Source organism: Pseudomonas chaetocerotis, assembly GCF_015712105.2.
Classification (GTDB): Bacteria; Pseudomonadota; Gammaproteobacteria; order Pseudomonadales; family Pseudomonadaceae; genus Aquipseudomonas; species Aquipseudomonas chaetocerotis.
The window spans coordinates 37,115-57,800 of record NZ_JACFYX020000019.1 but is presented as its reverse complement, the minus strand read 5'-3'; the positions used below and the strand labels follow the sequence as shown (position 1 = coordinate 57,800).

12 protein-coding genes and 2 pseudogenes are annotated in these 20,686 nt (G+C 54.5%); 3 read left to right on the top strand and 11 right to left on the bottom strand.

Annotated elements, in window-relative coordinates; genetic code table 11:
• Positions 1 to 71 precede the first annotated feature (71 nt).
• Together H3221_RS25990 and H3221_RS24605 are read right to left on the bottom strand one after the other, a co-directional pair.
• A pseudogene (locus tag H3221_RS25990) lies at positions 72 to 896 on the bottom strand (cache domain-containing protein); the annotation flags it as partial.
• 180 nt (positions 897 to 1,076) lie between these two features.
• Positions 1,077 to 2,015 (bottom strand): alpha/beta fold hydrolase, encoded by a 939-nt coding sequence (locus H3221_RS24605; protein WP_397428115.1) that lies wholly within the window; start codon positions 2,013 to 2,015, stop codon positions 1,077 to 1,079.
• Between the two features lie 111 nt (positions 2,016 to 2,126).
• Here H3221_RS24605 and H3221_RS24600 point away from each other — a divergent pair, with 111 nt between their 5' ends.
• Positions 2,127 to 2,699, top strand: coding sequence for a CGNR zinc finger domain-containing protein (locus H3221_RS24600; protein WP_224490789.1), 573 nt, complete (start codon positions 2,127 to 2,129; stop codon positions 2,697 to 2,699).
• Between the two features lie 2 nt (positions 2,700 to 2,701).
• On the opposite strand, the gene H3221_RS24595 is transcribed toward H3221_RS24600, so the two are convergent.
• Positions 2,702 to 4,249, bottom strand: a complete 1,548-nt coding sequence (locus H3221_RS24595) for an MFS transporter (RefSeq protein WP_224490787.1) — start codon at positions 4,247 to 4,249, stop codon at positions 2,702 to 2,704.
• A 735-nt stretch (positions 4,250 to 4,984) separates the two neighbouring features.
• Here H3221_RS24595 and H3221_RS24590 point away from each other — a divergent pair.
• Positions 4,985 to 5,563 (top strand): annotated as a pseudogene (locus H3221_RS24590) (tyrosine-type recombinase/integrase); the annotation flags it as partial.
• A gap of 307 nt (positions 5,564 to 5,870) precedes the next feature.
• Entirely contained in the window at positions 5,871 to 7,265 is a 1,395-nt protein-coding gene (locus H3221_RS24585) for a tyrosine-type recombinase/integrase (RefSeq protein WP_196476675.1), read from the top strand.
• Positions 7,266 to 7,371: 106 nt separating this feature from the next.
• On the opposite strand, the gene H3221_RS24580 is transcribed toward H3221_RS24585, so the two are convergent.
• The 8 genes from H3221_RS24580 to H3221_RS24545 form a co-directional block, all read right to left on the bottom strand.
• Positions 7,372 to 9,516: a DEAD/DEAH box helicase gene (locus H3221_RS24580; protein ID WP_196476674.1), complete on the bottom strand. Its 2,145-nt coding sequence runs from the start codon at positions 9,514 to 9,516 to the stop codon at positions 7,372 to 7,374.
• Positions 9,517 to 9,610: 94 nt separating this feature from the next.
• Positions 9,611 to 11,248 (bottom strand): HamA C-terminal domain-containing protein, encoded by a 1,638-nt coding sequence (locus H3221_RS24575; RefSeq protein ID WP_196476673.1) that lies wholly within the window; start codon positions 11,246 to 11,248, stop codon positions 9,611 to 9,613.
• Positions 11,249 to 11,456: 208 nt separating this feature from the next.
• The gene (brxL, locus tag H3221_RS24570) at positions 11,457 to 13,508 is read right to left on the bottom strand and encodes a BREX system Lon protease-like protein BrxL (RefSeq protein ID WP_196476672.1); all 2,052 of its coding nucleotides are present in this window, start codon (positions 13,506 to 13,508) and stop codon (positions 11,457 to 11,459) included.
• A complete protein-coding gene (gene pglZ / locus H3221_RS24565) occupies positions 13,505 to 15,826 on the bottom strand; it encodes a BREX-1 system phosphatase PglZ type B (RefSeq protein WP_196476671.1) in 2,322 nt (773 codons plus the stop codon). Before pglZ ends, brxL begins: the two co-directional genes overlap by 4 nt.
• Before the next feature lie 39 nt (positions 15,827 to 15,865).
• Entirely contained in the window at positions 15,866 to 17,539 is a 1,674-nt protein-coding gene (locus H3221_RS24560; RefSeq protein WP_196476670.1) for a DUF262 domain-containing protein, read from the bottom strand.
• A gap of 119 nt (positions 17,540 to 17,658) precedes the next feature.
• Entirely contained in the window at positions 17,659 to 18,528 is an 870-nt protein-coding gene (locus tag H3221_RS24555; protein WP_196476669.1) for a hypothetical protein, read from the bottom strand.
• Between the two features lie 4 nt (positions 18,529 to 18,532).
• The gene (locus tag H3221_RS24550; protein WP_196476668.1) at positions 18,533 to 20,140 is read right to left on the bottom strand and encodes a hypothetical protein; all 1,608 of its coding nucleotides are present in this window, start codon (positions 20,138 to 20,140) and stop codon (positions 18,533 to 18,535) included.
• Positions 20,141 to 20,143: 3 nt separating this feature from the next.
• Entirely contained in the window at positions 20,144 to 20,641 is a 498-nt protein-coding gene (locus H3221_RS24545) for an SMI1/KNR4 family protein (protein ID WP_196476667.1), read from the bottom strand.
• Positions 20,642 to 20,686 lie beyond the last annotated feature (45 nt).

Genomic DNA, 20,686 nt, shown 5'->3' with positions numbered 1-20,686 from the left:
GCCACCTGGCCTACCAGCCCCGTCAGTTGCCCGGTCATTTCGGCGATCTGCCTCACCAGATCGTGGATCTTCTCGACAAAGCGATTGAAGGAACCAGCGAGTTGCCCCAGCTCGTCCTGGGTGGTGACGGGCAATCGCCGGGTCAAGTCGCCCTCGCCTGCAGCGATATCGTCGAGGTTGGACTTGATCTGTTGCAGCGGGCGCACGAAACCGCCAGCCAACCAGACCGCCAGCGCCACGATGACGATCAGCAGCATCAGGGCCAGTCCAAGCATATCGATGACCAGCGAACTGATGCGCTGGTGCATTTGCTCTTCGAACGCTTGAACCTGCAACTCGATATCGTCCAGGTTCACGGCCGTACCAATGACCAGATCCCACTTCTCCAGATACTGCGCATAGCCGATTTTCGGCACCGGCTCGTCGCGGCCGGGTACCGGGAAGGCATACTCAAGAAAATGCGTCCCGTCTCTGGCAACCCGCACCAGTTCATTGATCACGTAAAGCCCGTTGGCGTCGCGAAAGTCACGGAAACTCTCGCCGATGCGCACGTCCTTGTCCGACCAGAAAACCCGCACGCTCTGCGAGTCGTAACCCCAGAAGTAATCTTCCTTGGCGAAGTTCATCCGTTTGAGCAGCGCTACAGCTTCGTCGCGCGCACGCATGTCACCCGGTGCCGAAGCCTGATAAATGCCTGCAATCGCCGCGTTGGCGATCTGCACGTAGTTCGCCAGCACCGCGCGACGGTCTTCGTGCATACGCTCACGAGCCGCCTCGGTCTGCTCGTCTGCCAGCTTGTTCAGAATGGCGACGGTCAAGCCACTGAGCAATGCGACCAGCAACAACACGGGTATCACACTCAGCAGGAGAATCTTGGTACGAATGGAGAAACGCATGGGGGAAATTCCTTGTTATTAGCGCCCACCTATATAGCGGCTAGATAAAGTAAAACCTTATGAGTGCCCATTGGAAAATCGTCGAATTCCCATGCGTTTGATTCAAGGCTGCCATGCAGCTCCTGCGGTCTTTAAGTGCATTGTTTCACCCAAGCGAGGTGCTGCATGGCGCGGACACCGCTACCTGATGCTCTTGTCCAGGAACTCACGGATGACCGGGATGATTTCATCGCCATGAGTTTCCAGCGCGAAATGACCCGTGTCATAGAAGCGAATATCTGCCTCGGGTATATCGCGCGTCCAGGCTTGAGCGCCTTCCGGCAGGAAGAAGGGATCGTTTTTCCCCCAAACGGCCAACAGCGGCGGCTGATACTCGCGGAAGAACTTCTGGAAGTCGGGGTACATCGCTACGTTGTTTGCGTAATCCAGCACCAGGTCGAGCTGGATTTCGGCATTTCCTGGCCGGGTAATCTGGAGCCCTTCCAGCGTGTAGCCATCCGGAGATACCGAACTCTTATCGGAGACCCCTTCCAGGTACTGCCATTTGATCGACTCAGGTGTTGGGAAGTCTCGCAGCGCCTCTCGGTTCTGTTGAGTAGGCTCACGCCAGTATTTCTGGATAGGCGCCCAACCGTCCCCAAGACCTTCCTCATAGGCGTTGCCGTTCTGGGAAATAATGGCGCTAACCCGCTTGGGGTGAGCAGCAGCCAGGCGCCACCCTACGGGAGCACCGTAGTCATGTACCACGAGAGCGTATTTATCGAGCTTGAGCTGCTCAGTGAACGCTCCGATAGTCTTCGCCAACTGGCTGAAGGTGTAGGAATACTCTTCCCTGCCCGGCGCTTCGGTGAAACCGAACGCGGGCAGGTCTGGCGCAATCACATGGTAGCGGTCGGCCAGCGCAGGAATCAGGTCACGGTACATGAAGGACGACGCCGCGAAACCGTGCAGCATCAGCACTTTTGGCGCGGCCGGATTACCGGCCTCACGGTAGAAGACCTTCACATTGCCCACCTGCTCATAGCGGTAGTGAACCTGTGTCTTTACATCATCGGCGTGCGCGACGCCCATCAGCAAAGCGGCCGCAAGGCCGGCAGCTGCAATGACTCTGGTATACATGATAACGAACCTCCGTAACCCTTAAAAATTGAATTTGAAGGTTACAAACTATTTTAGTAACCTGTAAACAGCCATTTATCAGTTACAGAACCTTTTCCCATGAACGCAACGATGTCCTCCTCTACCGGCGCACTCTTCCTGGCCGACAACCTCGCCCTGGACTTCATCAACAGCGAGTACGGAATGGGCGAACAGCATCAAGACCACCTCGCCGATGACCACAGTGTGATGAGTTGGCTGCAGCAGGCAGGACTCTTACCCGAAGGCAAGCTACCGCCCCCGCCCTCAGGCTTGTTGACACTTGCCCGGCAACTACGGGCATGCGCCAGAACGGTGGTACACGCAGCGATGCAAGGGGCCGAGACAGACCTCCAGGTAATCAACCAGATTCTGGAAACCGGCCGCCCCATCAAAGAGTTGACCTGGGACAAACAGGCGAAGGCGCTGCGAATCACTACCCGTCGCCGCGACCACAGTCCTGCAAGCCTCCTGGAGCCAGTGGCCGACGCGCTGGCGACTCTGGTCACCCACGATAAATTCGAATACGTCCGCCAGTGCGAAGCGCATGACTGCGTCCTGTTGTTCCATGACCTGACCAAGTCACACCGACGCCGGTGGTGCAGCATGGCGACCTGCGGAAACCGCATGAAGGTCGCCGCCTTCCGCTCCCGGAACAAGGTCTGACATCAACGGCGACAGCGGTAGGGTTGCAAGAACGGAGTCACCAGCAACATCAGCGCCCCTACAGCCACCAACAGCCACAGGGCCGACTGGAAGTGCCCCGCGCTGTCGCGCAGATATCCCACGAGCAACGGACCGGCAGCGCCGACCAGATAACTCTGCAACATCACAAAGGCAGTCCAGGCCCCAGCCTCCTCAGGTGTCGAAGCATTGTCCAGCGGCAAGGTCATACCCAAGGTAAAGGCACCTCCGGTACCAAAAGCCGCAATCGCAGCAGTCCCCAGTGGCATGGCATCAGGCGCAACGGCCATCGCCAGGCTGCCCAGCAAGGCGATGCTGGAACTCGCGGCAAGCAACAGACGTCGATCATCGCTGCGGCTGAGCAAGCCAAACACCGGGTTGGCCAGCATGAACCCCAGGGTATAACTGGCCAGGATCAAGCCTGCCGAGGTGGCGCTCTCGCCACGCTCGATATACATCGGTGCCAACCAGGCAATCAGTGCGTAGAACACCAGGTTGTTGCAGGCGAAGAACAGTGCGATCAGCCAGGCCGTGGGATTGCGCAGCGGCATCCTGGGCATCTGGGTCGAAGCGGTAGAGACCGGCGCTCTCAGGCTCCGATGCTCGATGCCCACCCAGGCCATGATCAGCAGCAGCGCACAGATGATCAGTTGCGGCAGAAGCGGTAGAAGAAGCTGGGGTAGTTCTTCGTAGTAGATCAACGACCAATCGGAGCTACCCAGGTGCTTGAGCAGAACCACATGACTGGGAAACCAGCTCGTTCCGACGAGCGTGAAGTTGTCGTGGTCCCACACCTGACGGAATGCCGAGATCAGGCTGGCGGATACGGAACTCCCGAGAACGATGCGGTGCTGCTGATCCAGCAGCACATAATGCCCGGCGGAGGTCGAGTTGAACTCGGCACTGATGTCCGCCGCGAAGATCTCGGCACCCAACCACCCCTTGTTTCCTTCGAGCTCCACACGCGCAAAGAGGTACTGCCGCGACTGGCCGTCTGCCGGATCGGTCAGCCATCGGACATGCTGCTCCTCCTTGTCAGTTCCAGGCTGGCTGAGAAGCGCCATGACACTCGGCGGCACCGCCGCATTCTTGCGGGATGGACCGACCAACCGCCAGGCCTTGAGGTGCTCACCGGCGCAGGCTACGTAAATCAAATTCATGCGCCGCGCTTCCAGCTCCTCGAGGTCCTCGACAGCCAGGGTAAGACGCATGGGAGAGGATGAGTCGCCCAGCGTGAAATGCACCTGCCTGTCGTGCAGCCCTGGCGGCAAGGGGTCAGCCGGCACTGCATAAGCACTGTGCGTGACATCACGACTGATATGCTCAAGCAACAGCTCGCGGGAATTGATATAGGCCTGCGCCTCATACATGGCCGCATTCATCTGCCTGCGCAGCTGCGAGATTTCATGATTGAAAACGGCCGTAAAGAACATCCCACAAGCAAAGACAAGGCACACCACGACCGAGCATGCGAGCAGACGCAGAAGCTTGCGCGCGGCATTCGGCGTCGAGAGGGAGTCTTCATGAAGCATGGTCAATTGCCTGTAGGTCATCCCGTTAGGCTGAGGCAATTTCCCGCATCACACTATGAGAAAACTCTGAAAAGCAGCCTGGTACCACCGCGTCAGCCAACTCGAACTCGTACCCATGACCACGCTGCTGGTGGTGCTCCCGAACAGCCATTCAGGCGAAATGCCGACAGAGACTTACCTGAGGGGCAAGCAACGGCGTGCGGTCTCCCAGGTTCCGGCGAGCGATAACAGCTTTGCTCTGCATCGCCGCTCAAGCCAACTCGAGGCTGCGCCAGCAACCGCAGCTTTCTCGGCATACTGCGTATGAACGGTGCGAGCGTCGGCAGCCTCCGTGAATGTGGATTGATGAATGAGCCGGGCTTGGTCAACAAGCCAACAAGGCGTGCGGGTTCACGAGTGAGCCAAGCGTAAGCGGCCAGACATCACGAGCCGACTAAACCGCGGATTCAATGCCTAATGACCTAGCAAGGTTCGATGCAGCGTCATCACTTACATCCGGGCACAAGGTCGCTGGCATTACTTGACGCGGTGTTGGAACTGCATGCCAGGCGAGTAATCGACTGCTCGTTTTCCGCCCAGCCGGATGCACAGCTGATTATCAAAGCGCTGTATAGACCCGCCAGCAACGAGGTAATGCACCACTACGGCTGTATCAGGCCGCATCAATTCAACGAAGGGCTACTGCCTGCGGTGGCCGAAAAAATAACCTGTTGCCCGGGACTCGTTGACCACTACAACAGCGGCTCACGCGAACAGGAGGTTGTGAAGCTTCGCTGGGATTGGGAGATACCGATTCCTGAGTTCAATGCCAGCGTCTTTCTCATACCGGCGGATTTTGGAGGCCTACACGAAAGCTCCGGGATCAAGAACGGTGACGAACAGCTAGTGGTGCTCAACAACGTAGCCAAGTCGGTCATCGAGTGGCAGCGTGGGCTTGATCCGGTTTGGGTATTTCCTTACGGACAACCCGATCGAAACGGAAAGGCCACTCCAGTTCACCGGATGAACGATTCGGCATGGAAGAAGGCCAGGGTCAGAGCAGCGAAGAAGTTCCAGGAGTGCTTTCTGCGCCCTGCCCCGGCTGGATTTGCTTCGATCCGCATTCACGACCTGAAGCACACCTTCGGTCGAAGACTTCGGGCAGCAGGGATAACGGAGGAAGGCAGGAAGGCTCTGCTGGGCCACAAGAACGGCAGCATCACCAGTCACTACTCGGCCGCCGAGTTGGGCAAGCTGATCGATGAAGCCAACAGGACTTCGGCCACCGATTCGCGCGGGCCGGCCCTGACAATTTTGAGGAGGATGGCAGGATGAAAAAAGTCCCGCAAAAGTCCCTGACACAAAAAAGCCTGGTCATCACTGACCAGGCTCTAATGTAGGGATTTGTTGGTCGGGACGGAGTGACTCTAACACTCTACCCCTTGCACCCCATACGGTTATTTGGTGGATTTCCATGGATCTTCATAGACATCCACAAACAACACAAACCCTAGTAATTACGGGGCTTTCAGGCTAATTTACCTTCCCATAGCGTCCACTCCCGTCCACCACCAGCCAAGCGTTTCGGTGGCACAAAAGTGGCACAAAATTCGAGGCCGAAGAATTTTACTAGGGGTAGAGAGTGGCCAAGCTGACAATCAAGCAACTGGAGTCTTTCACAGCTGAAGACCACGGAAAGGTCTACCGAGAGGATGGTGGGCTGGTGGCCGAGGTACGAGCCGGAATACGCGGAGTCACGGTTCAGTTCAGCTATGAATTCAAACTGGATGGCTCCAGAACCCGAAAGCGACTTGGGAGCTGGCCGAAGAAAAGCTTGGCGCAAATTCGATCTGAGCGAGACGAGTCCCGAGCACTCGTCACGAAAGGCTTGCACCCTACCCTTGCCGCAAAAGCAGCGCGGATCGAGGCACAAGCTGCGATTGCCAACACTATCGCTGAAGCAGAGCGTGAGGCCGCCGAAAACAAAACAGTGGCTGACCTGTTTGACGAATGGATACGCGACGGCGTCTCCCGGCAGGATGGCAATGCCGAACTGGTGCGAAGCTTCAAAAAGGACGTGCTCCCCCTGATTGGAAAGAAGCCGCTGCGCAGTCTGACAGAGAAAGACCTGCTCACCGTTCTACGCTCGGTCAAAGCGCGCGGCCTGAATCGTACCGTCGTAATCCGCAGCAAGGACATCGGCCAAATGCTGCGCTGGGGAGAAAAGCGTAAGCCGTGGCGCACCCTGATGGCTGACGGAAACCCTGCCGACCTGATCGACGTCAATAAGCTGCTCGACCATGACTACGAAGAACAGCGCGACCGACTGCTTTCGCCGGCAGAAATCCGCGAACTACGCGATATCTTCGAACGCCTAGAGCGCGATTACGAGGACTTACCTGCCGGCCAGAAGTACTCCGGCATTCGCCCGGTCAACCTGCGTGTTCAGTGCGCTGTATGGATCTGCTTGAGTACGCTTTGCCGCATCGGCGAGCTACTCAAATCTGAATGGCGGTACGTGGATTTGGATAAAGGCACCTGGTTCATTCCAGCCGAATCGACCAAGGGCCATAAGGGTAAGCGCCAGGATCACCACGTATTTCTTTCAGCCTTTGCCCTTGAGCAGTTCAAACGGCTGCACAAAGAAACCAGCCATACACCGTTCTGCTTCCCCAGCAAGGACGGCGATAGTCATGTCGATACCAAGACGGTAAGCAAGCTGATTGGCGATCGCCAATGCCGATTCAAGAACCGCAGCAAACCTCTGACGGGGCGCCATCACGACGACTCGCTAGTACTGAGCAAAGGTACCAAGGGTGAGTGGACTCCGCATGACCTTCGCCGGACGGGTGCAACCATGATGCAGGAGCTCGGCGTCACGCTGGAGATCATCGATCGCTGCCAGAATCACCTGCTGGGCGGATCCAAGGTTCGACGACACTATTTGCATCATGACTATGCGAAGGAGAAGACCGAGGCTTGGCGGCTTCTCGGAGAGAGGCTGAGTACTATCATGGTCGCACCTTTGGCTGACTAACCAGTTTTCAGGTCAAAAAGCCCCAAAGCACTGCTTGCAATATCCCAGCACCAGCCAACATCGAACATGCTGGACGGTAGGGTTTAAGAATGAGGCCAAAAGAAAACTACATCTCCGCGATAGCCCAGCTCACCAAGCTCTTCTCGAAGTTGCTCAACTGCATCCTTTCTACCTGTGGTGCCAATGCCCGGAGTTTCCGAAGCAAATCATTCAGGTGCTCTGAAGGCAGGATCAGCCCTTTGATCTGGGTGGATACCTGAGTAGGAATGCCATATTCGTCAAGAGCAGTGAGCAATGGGTCAAGGAACAGGTTCTCCAACTGCTCCGCGAAAAAGCTGAAATCCCCGGGTTCGATACCCTTCTGGGTGAATACGTCCGCCTGGATCTTGCTGATGGCCATGATGTCCCGCGGTAGCCGGAAGCAAACCATGTTCCTGATGAACTTCAGCCGCAGGTTGATCGCCTCACTGGGGGTATCATCTGCCCTGCGATTCTCCACAGCGTGCTGTAGGTAGGAGGCCAGATTTTTCTGCGCGCGAAGCTCATTGATGTGCCAGGCCAAGTGGGAGCTTGATGAAATCCCATAGTCCATCAGGTTGCCGCCTTCCAAGCCGTAAACGAGCTCGCAGAGATAGTTGAGCTGATGTGGCTGCTCTGGAATGCCTTTCCAGGTGAGTAGTTGACGGCTTGCTGCTAACTCGCGAACGATAGTATTCGCAACTTCCAGCTGTCGATCGATGGGGATATGCCGATTCTCAATCAGGGTTGCAGCGGACAGTACAGGGTTGGCGTACGCCTCCTGAAGCCGCCCACGCGAGATGTCGGTGAGGTACTCATTCTCCAGCTGCATCAACAGCCCCATTGGAGAACTCTCGCTCTGGTGACCGATGGGGTACTCGACGGTCAGGCCTTTCTCCGCTGGCGGGGCTTCGAGCATGAATACCTTGCCGATGAAGTATTTATTCATTCGGCCAGCGCGGCCGGAAATATTCTTGAACGTGAAGTAGTCGAAATTGGAGCCCTTCAGCCGTCGGTCATAGATGATGACGTTTTCAGCAGAGGTGTTTACCCCTTCGATCATCGTTGACGTGCAGATGATGTACTTAATGACACCTTCGTTGAACAGCTTGACGATGTATTGCTGTAAGGCGCGCGGGACTCCTCCATGGTGAATACCGACGCCCAAGGAAATTGCCTTGGCGACGTTCCACTGAGGGTGGTAATGCTTGGCGATCCATGCAGCAATCTCCTGCGTCTCCGGCACCTCCGACAGCCCAGCCTCCTCGATTAGGTACTGAGCAACTCGATTGGCACTGGGTGGCGCTTGGCAGTAAATCAGCGTTGGGGTATCAAGTGTCTTGACGAGCTCAAGGAGTTTTTCTTTCCGCTCCTCCGAGCGCATGCCCAGGCTGAAGTTCTGTATGTCGACTGCGACCGTACTGAAGTCGGACGGGATGAAGTTGTACTCATAGCTATCAAGCCCGGTGATCCGCTGAATGTGCGGACCAAGCATGTAAAACTGGGCGCGGGTCTTGGCGAGCTTGTGAAAAGCTAAGCTCAAATCGACAGCACGGGTACTCTCGTCCTTGTCGCTGGTCAGGTCGATTTTGTAAAACTCATCGACAACAAAGAATTCAACATCATCTAAATCTTTGCGCTGGATGACTCGTTCTTGGGTCAGCAGGTAGACATTGGTCGTTCCCGCCTCTGCTTCCTGACTGGGATGGGTAATCAGGTTGAACTGCTTGAATCGTTTGACCAGGCGGCGACGGGTTTCGTCGATCAACGCAATGGTTGGAACGATCACAACGACTTTCTTGAAGCAGCGCTGTGCTAGGACAGCATCGACCACGAGGCTTTTCCCAACGCTCGTCGATGCGCTAAGCACCACGTTCCTGCCCTGCATGATGAGGCTGAAGACATGCGCCTGTAGGTGATGGAACACCATCCCCTGTTCGACCCCCTCAACCCGATGCGCCTCGTAAGCTAGACGGTCGGACAGGGCGATGCTGCTTAAATAAGGTGTGATGTAGGGGAATAGGCCTACCGTGCGCACCATATTGAGCAACAACGATTGCTCGACGACATCGAAAAGGTCGAATTTATCGAGAGCGCGGATGACCAGGTCACGCCCCTCCCACTCCGGATCACCTCTGTTGACCAACCTGTTAATAGCCAGTAGCAGATCGACCCTGAATGAGCTGTTCTCGTTGAGATGAGCCAGGTTTTCTTTGGCTGTTTCGTAATTCATGACCGCTTCATTCCTTGGGCCCCACAGGGGGCTACGCTCATAACGTTTCCCATAACCTCTATCCCTTTGGCGCACAGCTACTAGCAGCGAACCGTCAGCTCAGCGTCTGTAAATTTTCAAGTGTTTGGCAGCGGTCGTTGAAGGCTTTAATTAACTTTGCAACGCTCTCCATGGGCACTAGGAAGACTGCAATCTTTACCTGTTCAAGATTTTCAGGGAGTTGTGCCTTCAGGGCACTGTAGTGGTCAACGATCTCACTCTTGAGGTTGTTTACGTAGTCGGCCAGCCAGCCAGAGGCGAGCGCTACGCTGTCGTAGGTCAATAGGATGGGAAAGCACAGGACGTTGAGCATATCGTCCACAGGCGAGTTTCGATGCAACGCCTGATTGAATGTTTCGGCTTTGGGCAGGTGGTGATGAGGTTCGCGTAGCGCAATGATGATCTCGCGCTCAGCGGACAGAGCGGCATCCGAGATGGTAGCGTCCAGGACTTCGCAGATTTGCTTCAGAGTAGAGTCCATGCTGCCGGCCTGAATCAACCGCGCAAGTCCAAGCCACAGTTGGTCGTCTTGGCCAGGTTCCTGGACAATGTGGGCATTGCCGAATTCGGAAAGCTTGCCTGCAGCCTTGTAGAAGACCTTACAGGCAATAGGCTCGCTATTTGCTCGGCCTCGCAGAATGGCGTGGAGAATGAGTTCCGCAACGAGTCTGTCTCGCGGCAGATCATTATCGTTAAAAGCGCAGATCGACCGTGCAATGATGGCCTCGGCATTGTGCGCTTGGATGTTCACAATCTCGCTGGCCTTGAGCGAGAACTCTGGTAACCATTCGATAAGGTGCTTTGCCAGGCCATCACATCGCCATTTCTTCAATGAATAGCGCACGTCGAAAGCGGTGACCGAACGGAGTAACTCCTCTTCAGTACTGGCGTGAAACTCCACCAGAAACGGGTCAGGCCGGGCCTTATAGGGTTTTGAAGTAGAGGTTGCAACCGCATCGGCTTCGTCCAATCGCTGCCTTAGGAGGGCCAACGTAGTCTCGCGATGAATGATTTTGGTCGCGGCATCGGTCTTTACATCGGCAGTCGCGGCCTTGTCAGCTAGCTCCAAGAACTCATCGTAGATGGCTTTTAGCTGGTTGTAGTTGGGCCGATTGCCATAGTGCTCGGCCAGCTTCGCGAGCTTGTTGACGTTGATCGCGGCCAGAGCATCAACTTCGCCGTAGACCTGCCACACGAAATTCTCCGCCCAGTAGGAGAAGTCTCGGTTTTGAGGAGAGCGGGATTTCTTGAACTTCTTGAGAAGTGCCGCACCACGCTCCGTGGTAGCGTCAGGCAAGACTCGCTTTCCCAGCTCTGTTTTGAAGCCTTCCAATATGGTAGCGACGTCCCGCTTAGTCACTATCCGGAAGCGTGCTATGCCTGGTCGAACATCACACTTAAGCGACTTCTGCAACAGGGAGGACTCCGCCTTCTTGCCCTCAAGATCGGTCACCTCTTTCCAATTCCACTTGTGGTTACCCTCAGTGGTTTTGACCTGGATGTACTCGTAGACATTCTGCCCCGAGTACTGGAACACGGCAACGATGTCGTCGGCTGTCTCGCACTCGACCTGTACGTAGGTGCTGTCGCGAAGCATCTTGAAAATGAAGCTGACTGCAACGTGATCTTGATACTTGAAGCCTTGCCTTGCCGCAGGCCCACCCTTGTTGGATGGACTAGATATACGCACCATGACATCCCTGCATAGCTAGAAATACCACTTGAAATCGGGTAGCCGCACAAGCTCTAGCAGGATGGGCATGAGGGGCGGTCCCTGTGAGTTCTGTGACGTTACCACTAAGAGCTATTAGCCGACCATCTACGTCTAGGAAAGTTAACCTTGGCGTTATAAGTGCTGCTCGACGAGTTACACGTATAAGCACCAGGCCAGTGAACTCAATCTACTCAACAATCGCCTTCAAAAACGCATCCCTAGCATCCTGATAAAACTGGATATCAATCTTAGTGGCCATGTCATCAGACAGGTCATAGAGCTGGCGCCGACAGGTGACCGGCATCAGTAGGGCACTAGCCCCCTTCTCTACCGCCAACTCGGCGATGCTCACTGGGTTAAGCACAGGCTCGATAGACCCACCCAGGTTGATCTCTCCCACCACAATCAACCCGCCCCGAGCAGACTTCTTCAGCAGACTGCTGCACATCGCGATAAGCGCCGCTACACCGAGTTTGGAACCGCGCTTGGCGGCGTCAAAAGCACGTAACTGTACAGTGAACTCATGTGCGCGAGGATCGCGATCACCAATCAGCTGGGAGGCGCGAGCGTAGAGATTTTGCTCCGCGTAACGCACCGACTCTTTGAAGGCTGGCGGCACTGGATTATTGAGGATCTTCACCCCAGAACCTGGCCCTTCGTTGACCTCAATCCGGTAAAGCCCCGCGTTATCATCGATCTCTGCCCCACCCTCACTGATTGTCCAGATCTGGCCAGGCTCGAGGGGGTCGTCCCCAATCTCGTTATCAGCACGCAGCTCAGGGGTCGCAACGAATTTCTCGACACCGTCATCACCAATGAAGTAGCTGAAGTGGGTGTTTCGAAACTCAGCAGAACCAATACGCTTCTGCTGCTCTTTGACCCGGCGGCGCACCTCAAGAGCAAGGCGCGCTGCCCACTCAAGGTCTTCATCTGAAATCGTCTGAGATGAATCGGGATAGAGCAGCTTGAGAAGTCCGGAGACCGTCTTGTTCACCGCATTGGTATCTCGGCCGCTCAAAGCGCCGCCGAGATGGACTCGGTTCTGCAGCGCACTGACCCTACTCTCGTAGCGAAGACGGCTCAGGCACTCAGAGAAGAAATCACTCACTAACCCGAAATGATCGGTGGTCAGATCGCGATTCATCTTGGGCACATCCCAGCCAGGTAGGAAGCAGTGAATCCGATCCATCCAGGCGGTGTCATCACGCATTTCCTGAGGCAGCGGCCCAAACAGATGCCCCACTCGCTGCTGGTGCTCAACGTCTACATCGAAATTTCCCACGAAGACCAGCGAACCATCGGCACGGATGCTCTCCTTACCGCGGCTGAATTCGCCAGACTCCATGTACCCTTTCATGATGTTGATGCCTTCCTTCGAGTCGAAGGAAATGCCGCTGATTTCGTCAAAACAGACCACGTCGTACTGGCACACCAGACCTCTCTGGCCGCTGGCGTTATTGACGAACATCTTGGCAATGGTTGCCTTGCCACCTGAGATCAGGTGCGCATAGGGGGAGACCTGCTGAAACAGATGACTCTTACCCGTACCGCGCGGCCCCAGTTCAACCAAGTTGTAGTTCCGTTCAACGAACGGAACCATGCGGAGCAGTAGCGCATCCTTGGCTCGGGCATCCAGTCTCTCAGGCTCGAGGCCGATAGATCTCAGCAAAAAATCCTTCCACTCCTCACTACTGAAAGACTTTCGCGCCTCGCCAAGGGTGTCGAGCACGTCGCGCTTCGACAGCTGAATGGGTCGCAGATCTTGAACGCCAAACGGGTTGCCTCGCTCCTCCGCTATTGCGGGGTCATACTCCAGGGTAATTTCCGCATAGAAACCACCAGTGAGCAGGCGCTCGTTATCGTCCACTAACTTGTCTGCGATGCGAACGTTTGTGAGCTGCACACTAGGTAGGCTTGCAAGGTAACCGTTTTCCTTCTGGCTGAAGCGTGCACTCACAAGGTCAATCAGCTTCACCGTGCCGTTCTTGTATGCACGTGCCTTGAACAGCTCCTCCTCGCCAGCCTTGACGGTCCGGGAGGAGAGCTGACGCTCTACGATCTCGATACCCTCTTCGATCTCATCAGGATCGGTGCTGGCGCAGTATCGACCCAACAAAAACTCGACAACATAGGTCGGCACAGGGAATTGCCTGGCAAACGTCCTAACCAGATCCTTGCGGACGATATATCCCTCAAAGGCTGCCGCGGCTTTCGAGTCAAGAGTATCCAGTTCGATCACGCTTCATCTCCAACCAAGGTCGCCTGCTTAGCAAGCACATTTCCCGCGCTGTCTAGAACAACTACTACGACTGCCTCCCCCTTCCGGTCATCGTCCTCCACCGGCAGGCTGCACTTGCCCGCCTTGAGGCTTTTGGCACGCACAAGCGAGCTTGCCGGATCCGCAGGGCTGCTGCGCAGATCGACAATCAGATCGGTAGCACTGCTTTGTACCTCGACACGACAGGTCAGGCCCAACCAGTACACCTTTGTGATAGCCGCAGCGCTCAGCTTCAGCAACGGCGCAGATGTACTTAGCACTTCAATGATCGGCGTCAAACACTCCTGCAGACTCAAGCCGCCGTGATCATAGTGACGCCCAGCAAGGAAGGCACTGGCCCCAGGTGCAACGGCAATGGTTTGCTCTGGATTCCAGCGCCAATTGACGGTGGGCAGAGTGGTCTGGACGGTGCCCTTGATTTCAGCACAGCGAGCCCAGCGCACTTCTGCAAGATGCTTGGGTAGATCGACTTTAGCCATCGGCTGTGGTGTCAAAAGCCAACCGTGATCCGTGACGATACGGATTTTTCGCCAGCCGGCCTGCAGCAGCTCCTCAACGCGCAGGTATACGTCCTGCAGCAGAGAATCAATCCGGCCTGCCAGACGCAGATTGTCTGTGTGGCCTGCTTCATCGATATTGCCAGTTTGCACCCAGGCCAATCCTTGCGGATCACCATTCTCCTCAGCCCCCAGGACTTGCCAACCGCCCTCTTCCATTAACTTTCGGAAGTAATGAGCACTCAGCGGCTTGTCCTCAGCCTTCAAGCTGGGCTGGAAGTCAGTATCGGTTGTACGCCCCGTTACCTGATGATGAATCGGCATCACGGCAGCTTTAGCCGTGGCCGTCACCGAAGGCAGCGCAGCCCAATTTGTCCGCTGCCTAACATCACCCAAGCTTTGCAGACGAACTGCCAAACGCTGCGCTACGTCATAGCGCAGTCCATCGACAAAGAAAACGACCTCACTGGAGGTTTGATAGGTGGCAACAGCTTCATTGACACCGTCGCTCCCTGGGTAGCCTTTCGCTCTCACCAGCTGCTGGAAGTTCAGCGCCGTCTCGTGCAGCCAGGGCGTATACAGGCTGTTAAGGATATCCCTCACCAACAACTGAACTGACGGCTCTCGGGCCATCGCCAGGGCTCGGAGCTGAGCATCGTCAACGACCCAATAATGGCTCCGATAATGCTCGGCCATTTCCTCGGGGGTAGTGCCGGACAGACCACTGTCAGCAACTGTTTTAGCAATCAGCACCAGCGGCTCGAGCAACTGGGCAATAGGCGCTAACCCCATCTCGGCCCATACCCATGACCGACGCACACCGTGGTGGGCATCAAGGTCAATAAGCCCCTTACGCAGCTCGTTGCTACCGCAAGTGGAAAACGAACGCAGCTGCGCCAGCAGATCGTTTTCCTGCTGCTGGTTATAGCTTGGATAGGTCGAGACATCCGCTGCTAGATCTGGCTGGCAGCGCATCAAGACACTCGGCAACCTTGAAAAAGCAGCGGTGTTCTCAATGAACCGTTCCCAGACGCGTGCCCAGGGCCCCAACCGGGCGCAAAGATTCTCTGCCGCGACCAGATCGCCATCTTTCTCGGGATGAACTAAAAATTCGCTATGGCAGATGCCGACAAAGGCATCCCAACGGGCTCCAGCCCAACTGGCCTGCACAGCCTTGCTGTCACTGAGCCAGGTCAGCACATCTCGTACGCTGTCGGTACTGAGAAGCTGGTTGAAGTCACTGGCCTCCAGTCGGCGCCCATGGAGTTGTGAAGCGTCAGTATCGAGCAATGGTTCAAGCGCACGCAGCATTGCTGTCTGGGTTTTGGCGTCCTGCGCAACATCCAACCCCAAGCCACCAGTGCGCGAAATCAGAAACGCATTGACGGTCCAGTCCTTAGCGTTCACCTGGCTCCACAGCACGCCGCGATACTGCAACTCGGCCAAGGGCTGCAGCTCCACAGGGCATGCTGTGATCGCCCTCAAATCCTGCCGGCTCACCCCTGGCAAATAGATGATCGGGGTCTGGCCAACCGGAAGGGAAATCTCAGGCAACGCATCTGCGATCACACACTTGAGCCATATGGCCGGGCCTTGTCGGTGATCGGGCTTATAGCTTCCGAGTGAAAAAAGCTCCGGAAGCGCGCTTTGGAGTTGACCAAGCACAGGCAACCACTCGCGTTCCTTGTCAGGCCAAAGGATCGCTGTAGGTGCAACCTGGGAACTGGCGTTGTACTGCGCTGCAGTACGAAGGCTCGCAGCCAAAGCCTCAAGTACGTTCATCAATTAGCTCACAATCAAAAACTGAAAATGCCTGAGTAGCTACGCCAAACGCCAGCTATCAGAAAGCGCCTTCAAAAGATCCTTCTGGCGGGCTTCAACCTGCGTTGGTGCCCACTCATGCTGGTGCAGCACTTGGCTCGTCAAAGCATACGGCGTCACACCAGTGCTACCCGCAAAATACGCGGACTTTTTCTTGGCAAAGTCATAGTTCAGGGCCTTGGAATTTCTAGCACGCGTCAGAGGCACCAGGTTCGCCAAGCGATGCAACCATTTCATCCGCACAACGGCGTCCGGCCAAGTGGTTGCCCACTCGCTAGCAGGATCGACAGTTTGAGGCAGGATGTGCTCGATTGTCAGGACATTCGGTGCATAGTTCGCCGCCATCGCGGAGACAAATGAGTCCAAGCGCAGGATCAAATAGTTGCGACGTCGGGCGGTCATCTCATAGACGTTCCCATCCAGAGCTCGCAACATCTCAGCGCACTCACCCGGTGTTAGCTCGACTCGGTCGACGTAAACCCCTTTCAGAATGTCCTCGATGACCAGGGCATAACGCTCAATACGCTGGTTCACATTCTTGGCAGTCAGGTGCAAGAAGGCTGCCAGGCGTTCAAGCCGAGAAATGAAGTCCAACACAGCCGCCGCATCATTGCCTTCTCGCGCCAGGAAGGCTATCGCTACAGGCAGCCAGTCTGAGTTGTCGATCCTGTTCAGCCAGGTGAAAAGCTCATTAATTTTATCGGCCGAGGATGTCGAGACGTACCGGCACTGCTTGGCGATCAAATAGGCCTCGGCATAAGGCGCTACCACCTCATCGACCAGGGCCTCAGAGGATGTCACCTGGCTCAGCACGTGATCCTTGAATTCCTCAAGCAGCATGCGACGAGCCTTAAAGCGGGCATAAATCATCCGGATATGGCCAAAGAGCTCGTTAAAGCCATCGCGGCCGGTCGCGACCTCAAGGTCTTCCCAGCGATCATTGAAAGCTTCACGCTTGTCTTCCGGAAGCTTACCGATGACCTCCGCTTTGATGATATCTGTCGGTAGAAGATCCAAACCTCGATTATTCAAAACCGAGAAGACCCTGAATGCCGATTGCTGACTCGGGGTGGTGACTGTCACCAGAAAGCAACGCATCAGGAGAAATGAGCCGAAGTTCACCAGAGCGGATTCTTCACCTCGAAATTTTTCCTGAAGCCGCTCGATCAACAGGCGAGCATTACCCTGAATGTTTCGCTGCGACTCATTCGCAAGTTGCGCAGGATCAATCTGCACCAGATCAGCAAATCGCAACCCCTGAACATATTGAGCGAAAAACTCTCGATCTTTTTCTCTCAAGGCTAAACGCGGCTTTGGATTCAGCTTCAACGCCACGTTACCTGGTTCACGAATAAAACTATAAAAGGACGTATGGTTGTCCCCGGACAACAGGGACGTCAGGGTTGAAAGCAAAGTTGTTAGGGTTGTTAAACGCTGCTGTCCGTCAATAACCTCAGCTGCGGGCTTGCCCTCATCCTTGATAAGAACAATCGATCCCAGAAAGTAGCTATCCTCGGCCTCATTCCTAAAAAAATCATAGAGATCATCAAATAGCTCACCCACCTGATCTTTTGTCCAAGCATAAGGGCGCTGATAAGGTGGGATGACATAGTCGAATTCAGAGCTAAATATTTTTGACAGCGGATACTCGGCACCACTAATTTTTTTGCTCATCTAAAACTCTCAGGTCATCCCAGGCTTTACAGGAAAAAATAGTCATTGGATCCAGCTGAAAGTCTGCCCAAGATACAGTTCTTTTCTCGAGCTACTCAGCTTCTAAAATTAATCGTATTTCACAGTAAAAAACCTGCAACCCCTACCCCCGCCAACGCAATGGTAAGCAGGCTCATACCAATGACCATGCGTTTGCTCAGAACCGAATGCTGCAAGCCCAGCTCGTTCAAACGCAGCTCCATAGCTTCAGCACGCTGTAATACTGCAACCATCTGCTTGTTTACAGTCACCTCAACTAGTTGCGGAAGAGTTGTTTCAAACTGCCGCAAGCGTTCTTCAAGCCCCTGCAGAATCTTGGCCTGGGATGCGTCGGACTCATCACGAACTTGTTGGAGCTGCTGTTCAATTTCCCGCAGGAGCTGTCGATTGACTTCTGCAACTCGTTCTTCAGTGGCTTCAACACGCTGGACGCATCCAACCAACTTACGAGCTTGATCGGCCGTGACGCCTTTAGCCTCCATAAGTCCTTGGTTGGCTTCACGTATTGCTTCTTGTTGAACTTCAAGCTTCTTTTGATGCTCAAGAATCTCCAGATTTTGCTGCTTAAGCTGCTCCGCCTGCCCCTCAAGAATTTTCTGCTGGCGCAACAAGACTTCTTGCTGGTCACACAGCACCTTGGAAATAGCAGTGTTAAATATCAAGAGCTGTGAAGAATGGCGATTCAGATTCGCCACTGTGGTGGTTAGCCTTAGCTGAGCATCCTTGACAGTATCCTCACTGTTGTTCCACCAATTACTAATAGCATTACTGTTGGCTTTGGCCATTCTTGCCCAATGCAAACGGTCGGCGGCGCTACTAGCTTCTTGTTGAGCACCGATAACTGCCGAAATCAATTCCTTAACACAACTTTCCCCAATCAAACTCTCTGGCAGATCTGCGGAGGATAGGGCATTAACAATCTGGAGTTCCTTACCTGTCAAACTGCTCATAGATCTACCTTTTATTTAAAAAATCGTCCAGCATAGCCTCAGTTTCATCAAGATACGAAATAGCCTCTTTCGTTTCTTCAACCTGTGCCTCAGCACTCGACACAACATGATCCAGGCTAAAAGCTGTTGCCTGTGAGGCCATACCAGCAGCAGCAAGCGTCTCACCTGTCCGCTGATAGCTCTTGATCGACTCGGCATACTTAGCAATAGCGGCAAGCGAGGCCTCTGCTTGGCTAACCATATCGCTGGCAAATTTATCGGAGAGCTTTGCGTCAGCGGCAATGGAGTCCAAGAGCTTCTCGTCATACGCGTAACGATAACGCTCGAAGAGATTATCCAGCTGGTAAGCCAGAAACGCGGACAGCAGCCCCGTCATGATGCCAATCAACACCCCGGAGACCGCATCGGCGACAGGAATCAGAAAAGGTAGAGTCTTTAGAAAGGTCGCCACACTCTCCTGCAGCAAAAAGCCAACACTGGTCACCACAACGGCGGTCAGGACCTTCAATCCTTCCTGCAGTGCCTCACTGGATGTCATGCCTTTAGGTGGGAACATGATCATCTTGAAAGCTTTGACCAGCCCCAGCAACCCCTCGCGTATGATGGTAACGAAGCGCTTGGCGGTCGAAAGGAAATTGTTGATCAAGAAGGTGATCAGGTTGCTCATAAAGCCACTGACACCTCCCTGAAAGGCTTGGGAAGCAGCTGCGGGGATTTTCTTGACTACGGAGGCGATCACACGCTGAAGCCGTTCTTTGATTTCCTCAAACAGCGTCTTTCCTGCTTCAACGCCAGCCTTGATCAGTACTTTGAATTCGTTAAAAAGGCCATTGACTAGCTCGGTCAGCAGTAATCCCAACGACTGCCTGAGCCCCATAAGAGCAGCCTGCTTGCCGCCGGTTTGAAGTAGCTCCGTACCTTGTTTACGAAGCAGATCCTTGTTGATGCTGGAATTAAGATGCTGGTCAGCTCGACTTTGTGCTGTAGCACAAGACTCTTGATCTAGCTCAAAGCGATCAGCGTTTGTCACGCCGTCGTTAGTCGTCTGTGCAAAGTCTTCAAGGGAATGCTCTCCCTTAGACCGATTTAGACTTTTATCCGTAACAACCAAGTTCTCTTTCGAGTGAACCACTTCTTTCATTCGATCAAGATCAGTACCAGTCTCAAAGGCCAGGTGTGCTGCCTTATTTTTCCAGACACTTTTCTTGGAGTTAACATGATCTATATCGGCGTCATACTGCCTGTCGGTTGTCGAAGTACTTGGAGCGAGTTCTTTATTTGTGTAACCGTCTATGCCGCCCGAAGCCGTCTCAACTTTCTCAATCGTCGACGCAGGTATGGATCCCAATTTTTTTTTGTTCGCCGAGTACTCTTCTCGAGACTTTGAGTAACTCGCCTGATCCCTCTCAGCTACGTAGCTATTGCTACCATCACCCGCATCCGGCTCTCGCCCGAAATTATGTACCGTCGTTACGTTGCCGCCATTACGATCCTCAAACATGGCCATAGATAAGCCAAAAGGGCCGATAATTTGAGATATGACCTGCTGCTGGCAATCGGAGAATAGTTTTTGCAAGCGCTCTTCGCGCATTTCTACAAGCGTCCGCTCCATGGCTTACCTCAAGGTATCGCTAACGAATTTTCCAAACGACTCGGCTAAAATCTCTCTACTACTATCATCATGCCAAACTTGGATAACTTGCCCTTTAGCGCCCTCAGCAGCTGGCTCCAGATCCAAGCAAATACAATCCCCCTCATCATTTGCAGCAAAGGGAATCCACAAATCACTCCACCAGGCTGCTGTAACACCAGATTGCGGCTCAGGCTTGAACCCTTTGAAGGCACCGGTGTTCAGCAAATTGCTCCAGAGCTTCGACTCCTTTGCAATTTCACCGCTGGAGAGAAATCGATACCCCTCGAACAAGGGTTCTGCTCGCCCTGCTTGTCCGTTATGCACTTTTAGAAACTCGAAAAAATCGGCAGGCAATTGCACGCCTATAGTCTTTTCGAGCTCGCGAATCTGGGCATCGGTAGCCGGGGGGTTAAGGTCTGCAAGCAGCTCGGGGTTGTGAGCGCTTAGGTGGTTTTCCAGTTGCTGCCAGAGCTGCTTCATCTTTCGCCTCCTGCGGTGCATAAGCCCTGCCAGCGAAAAGCTGAC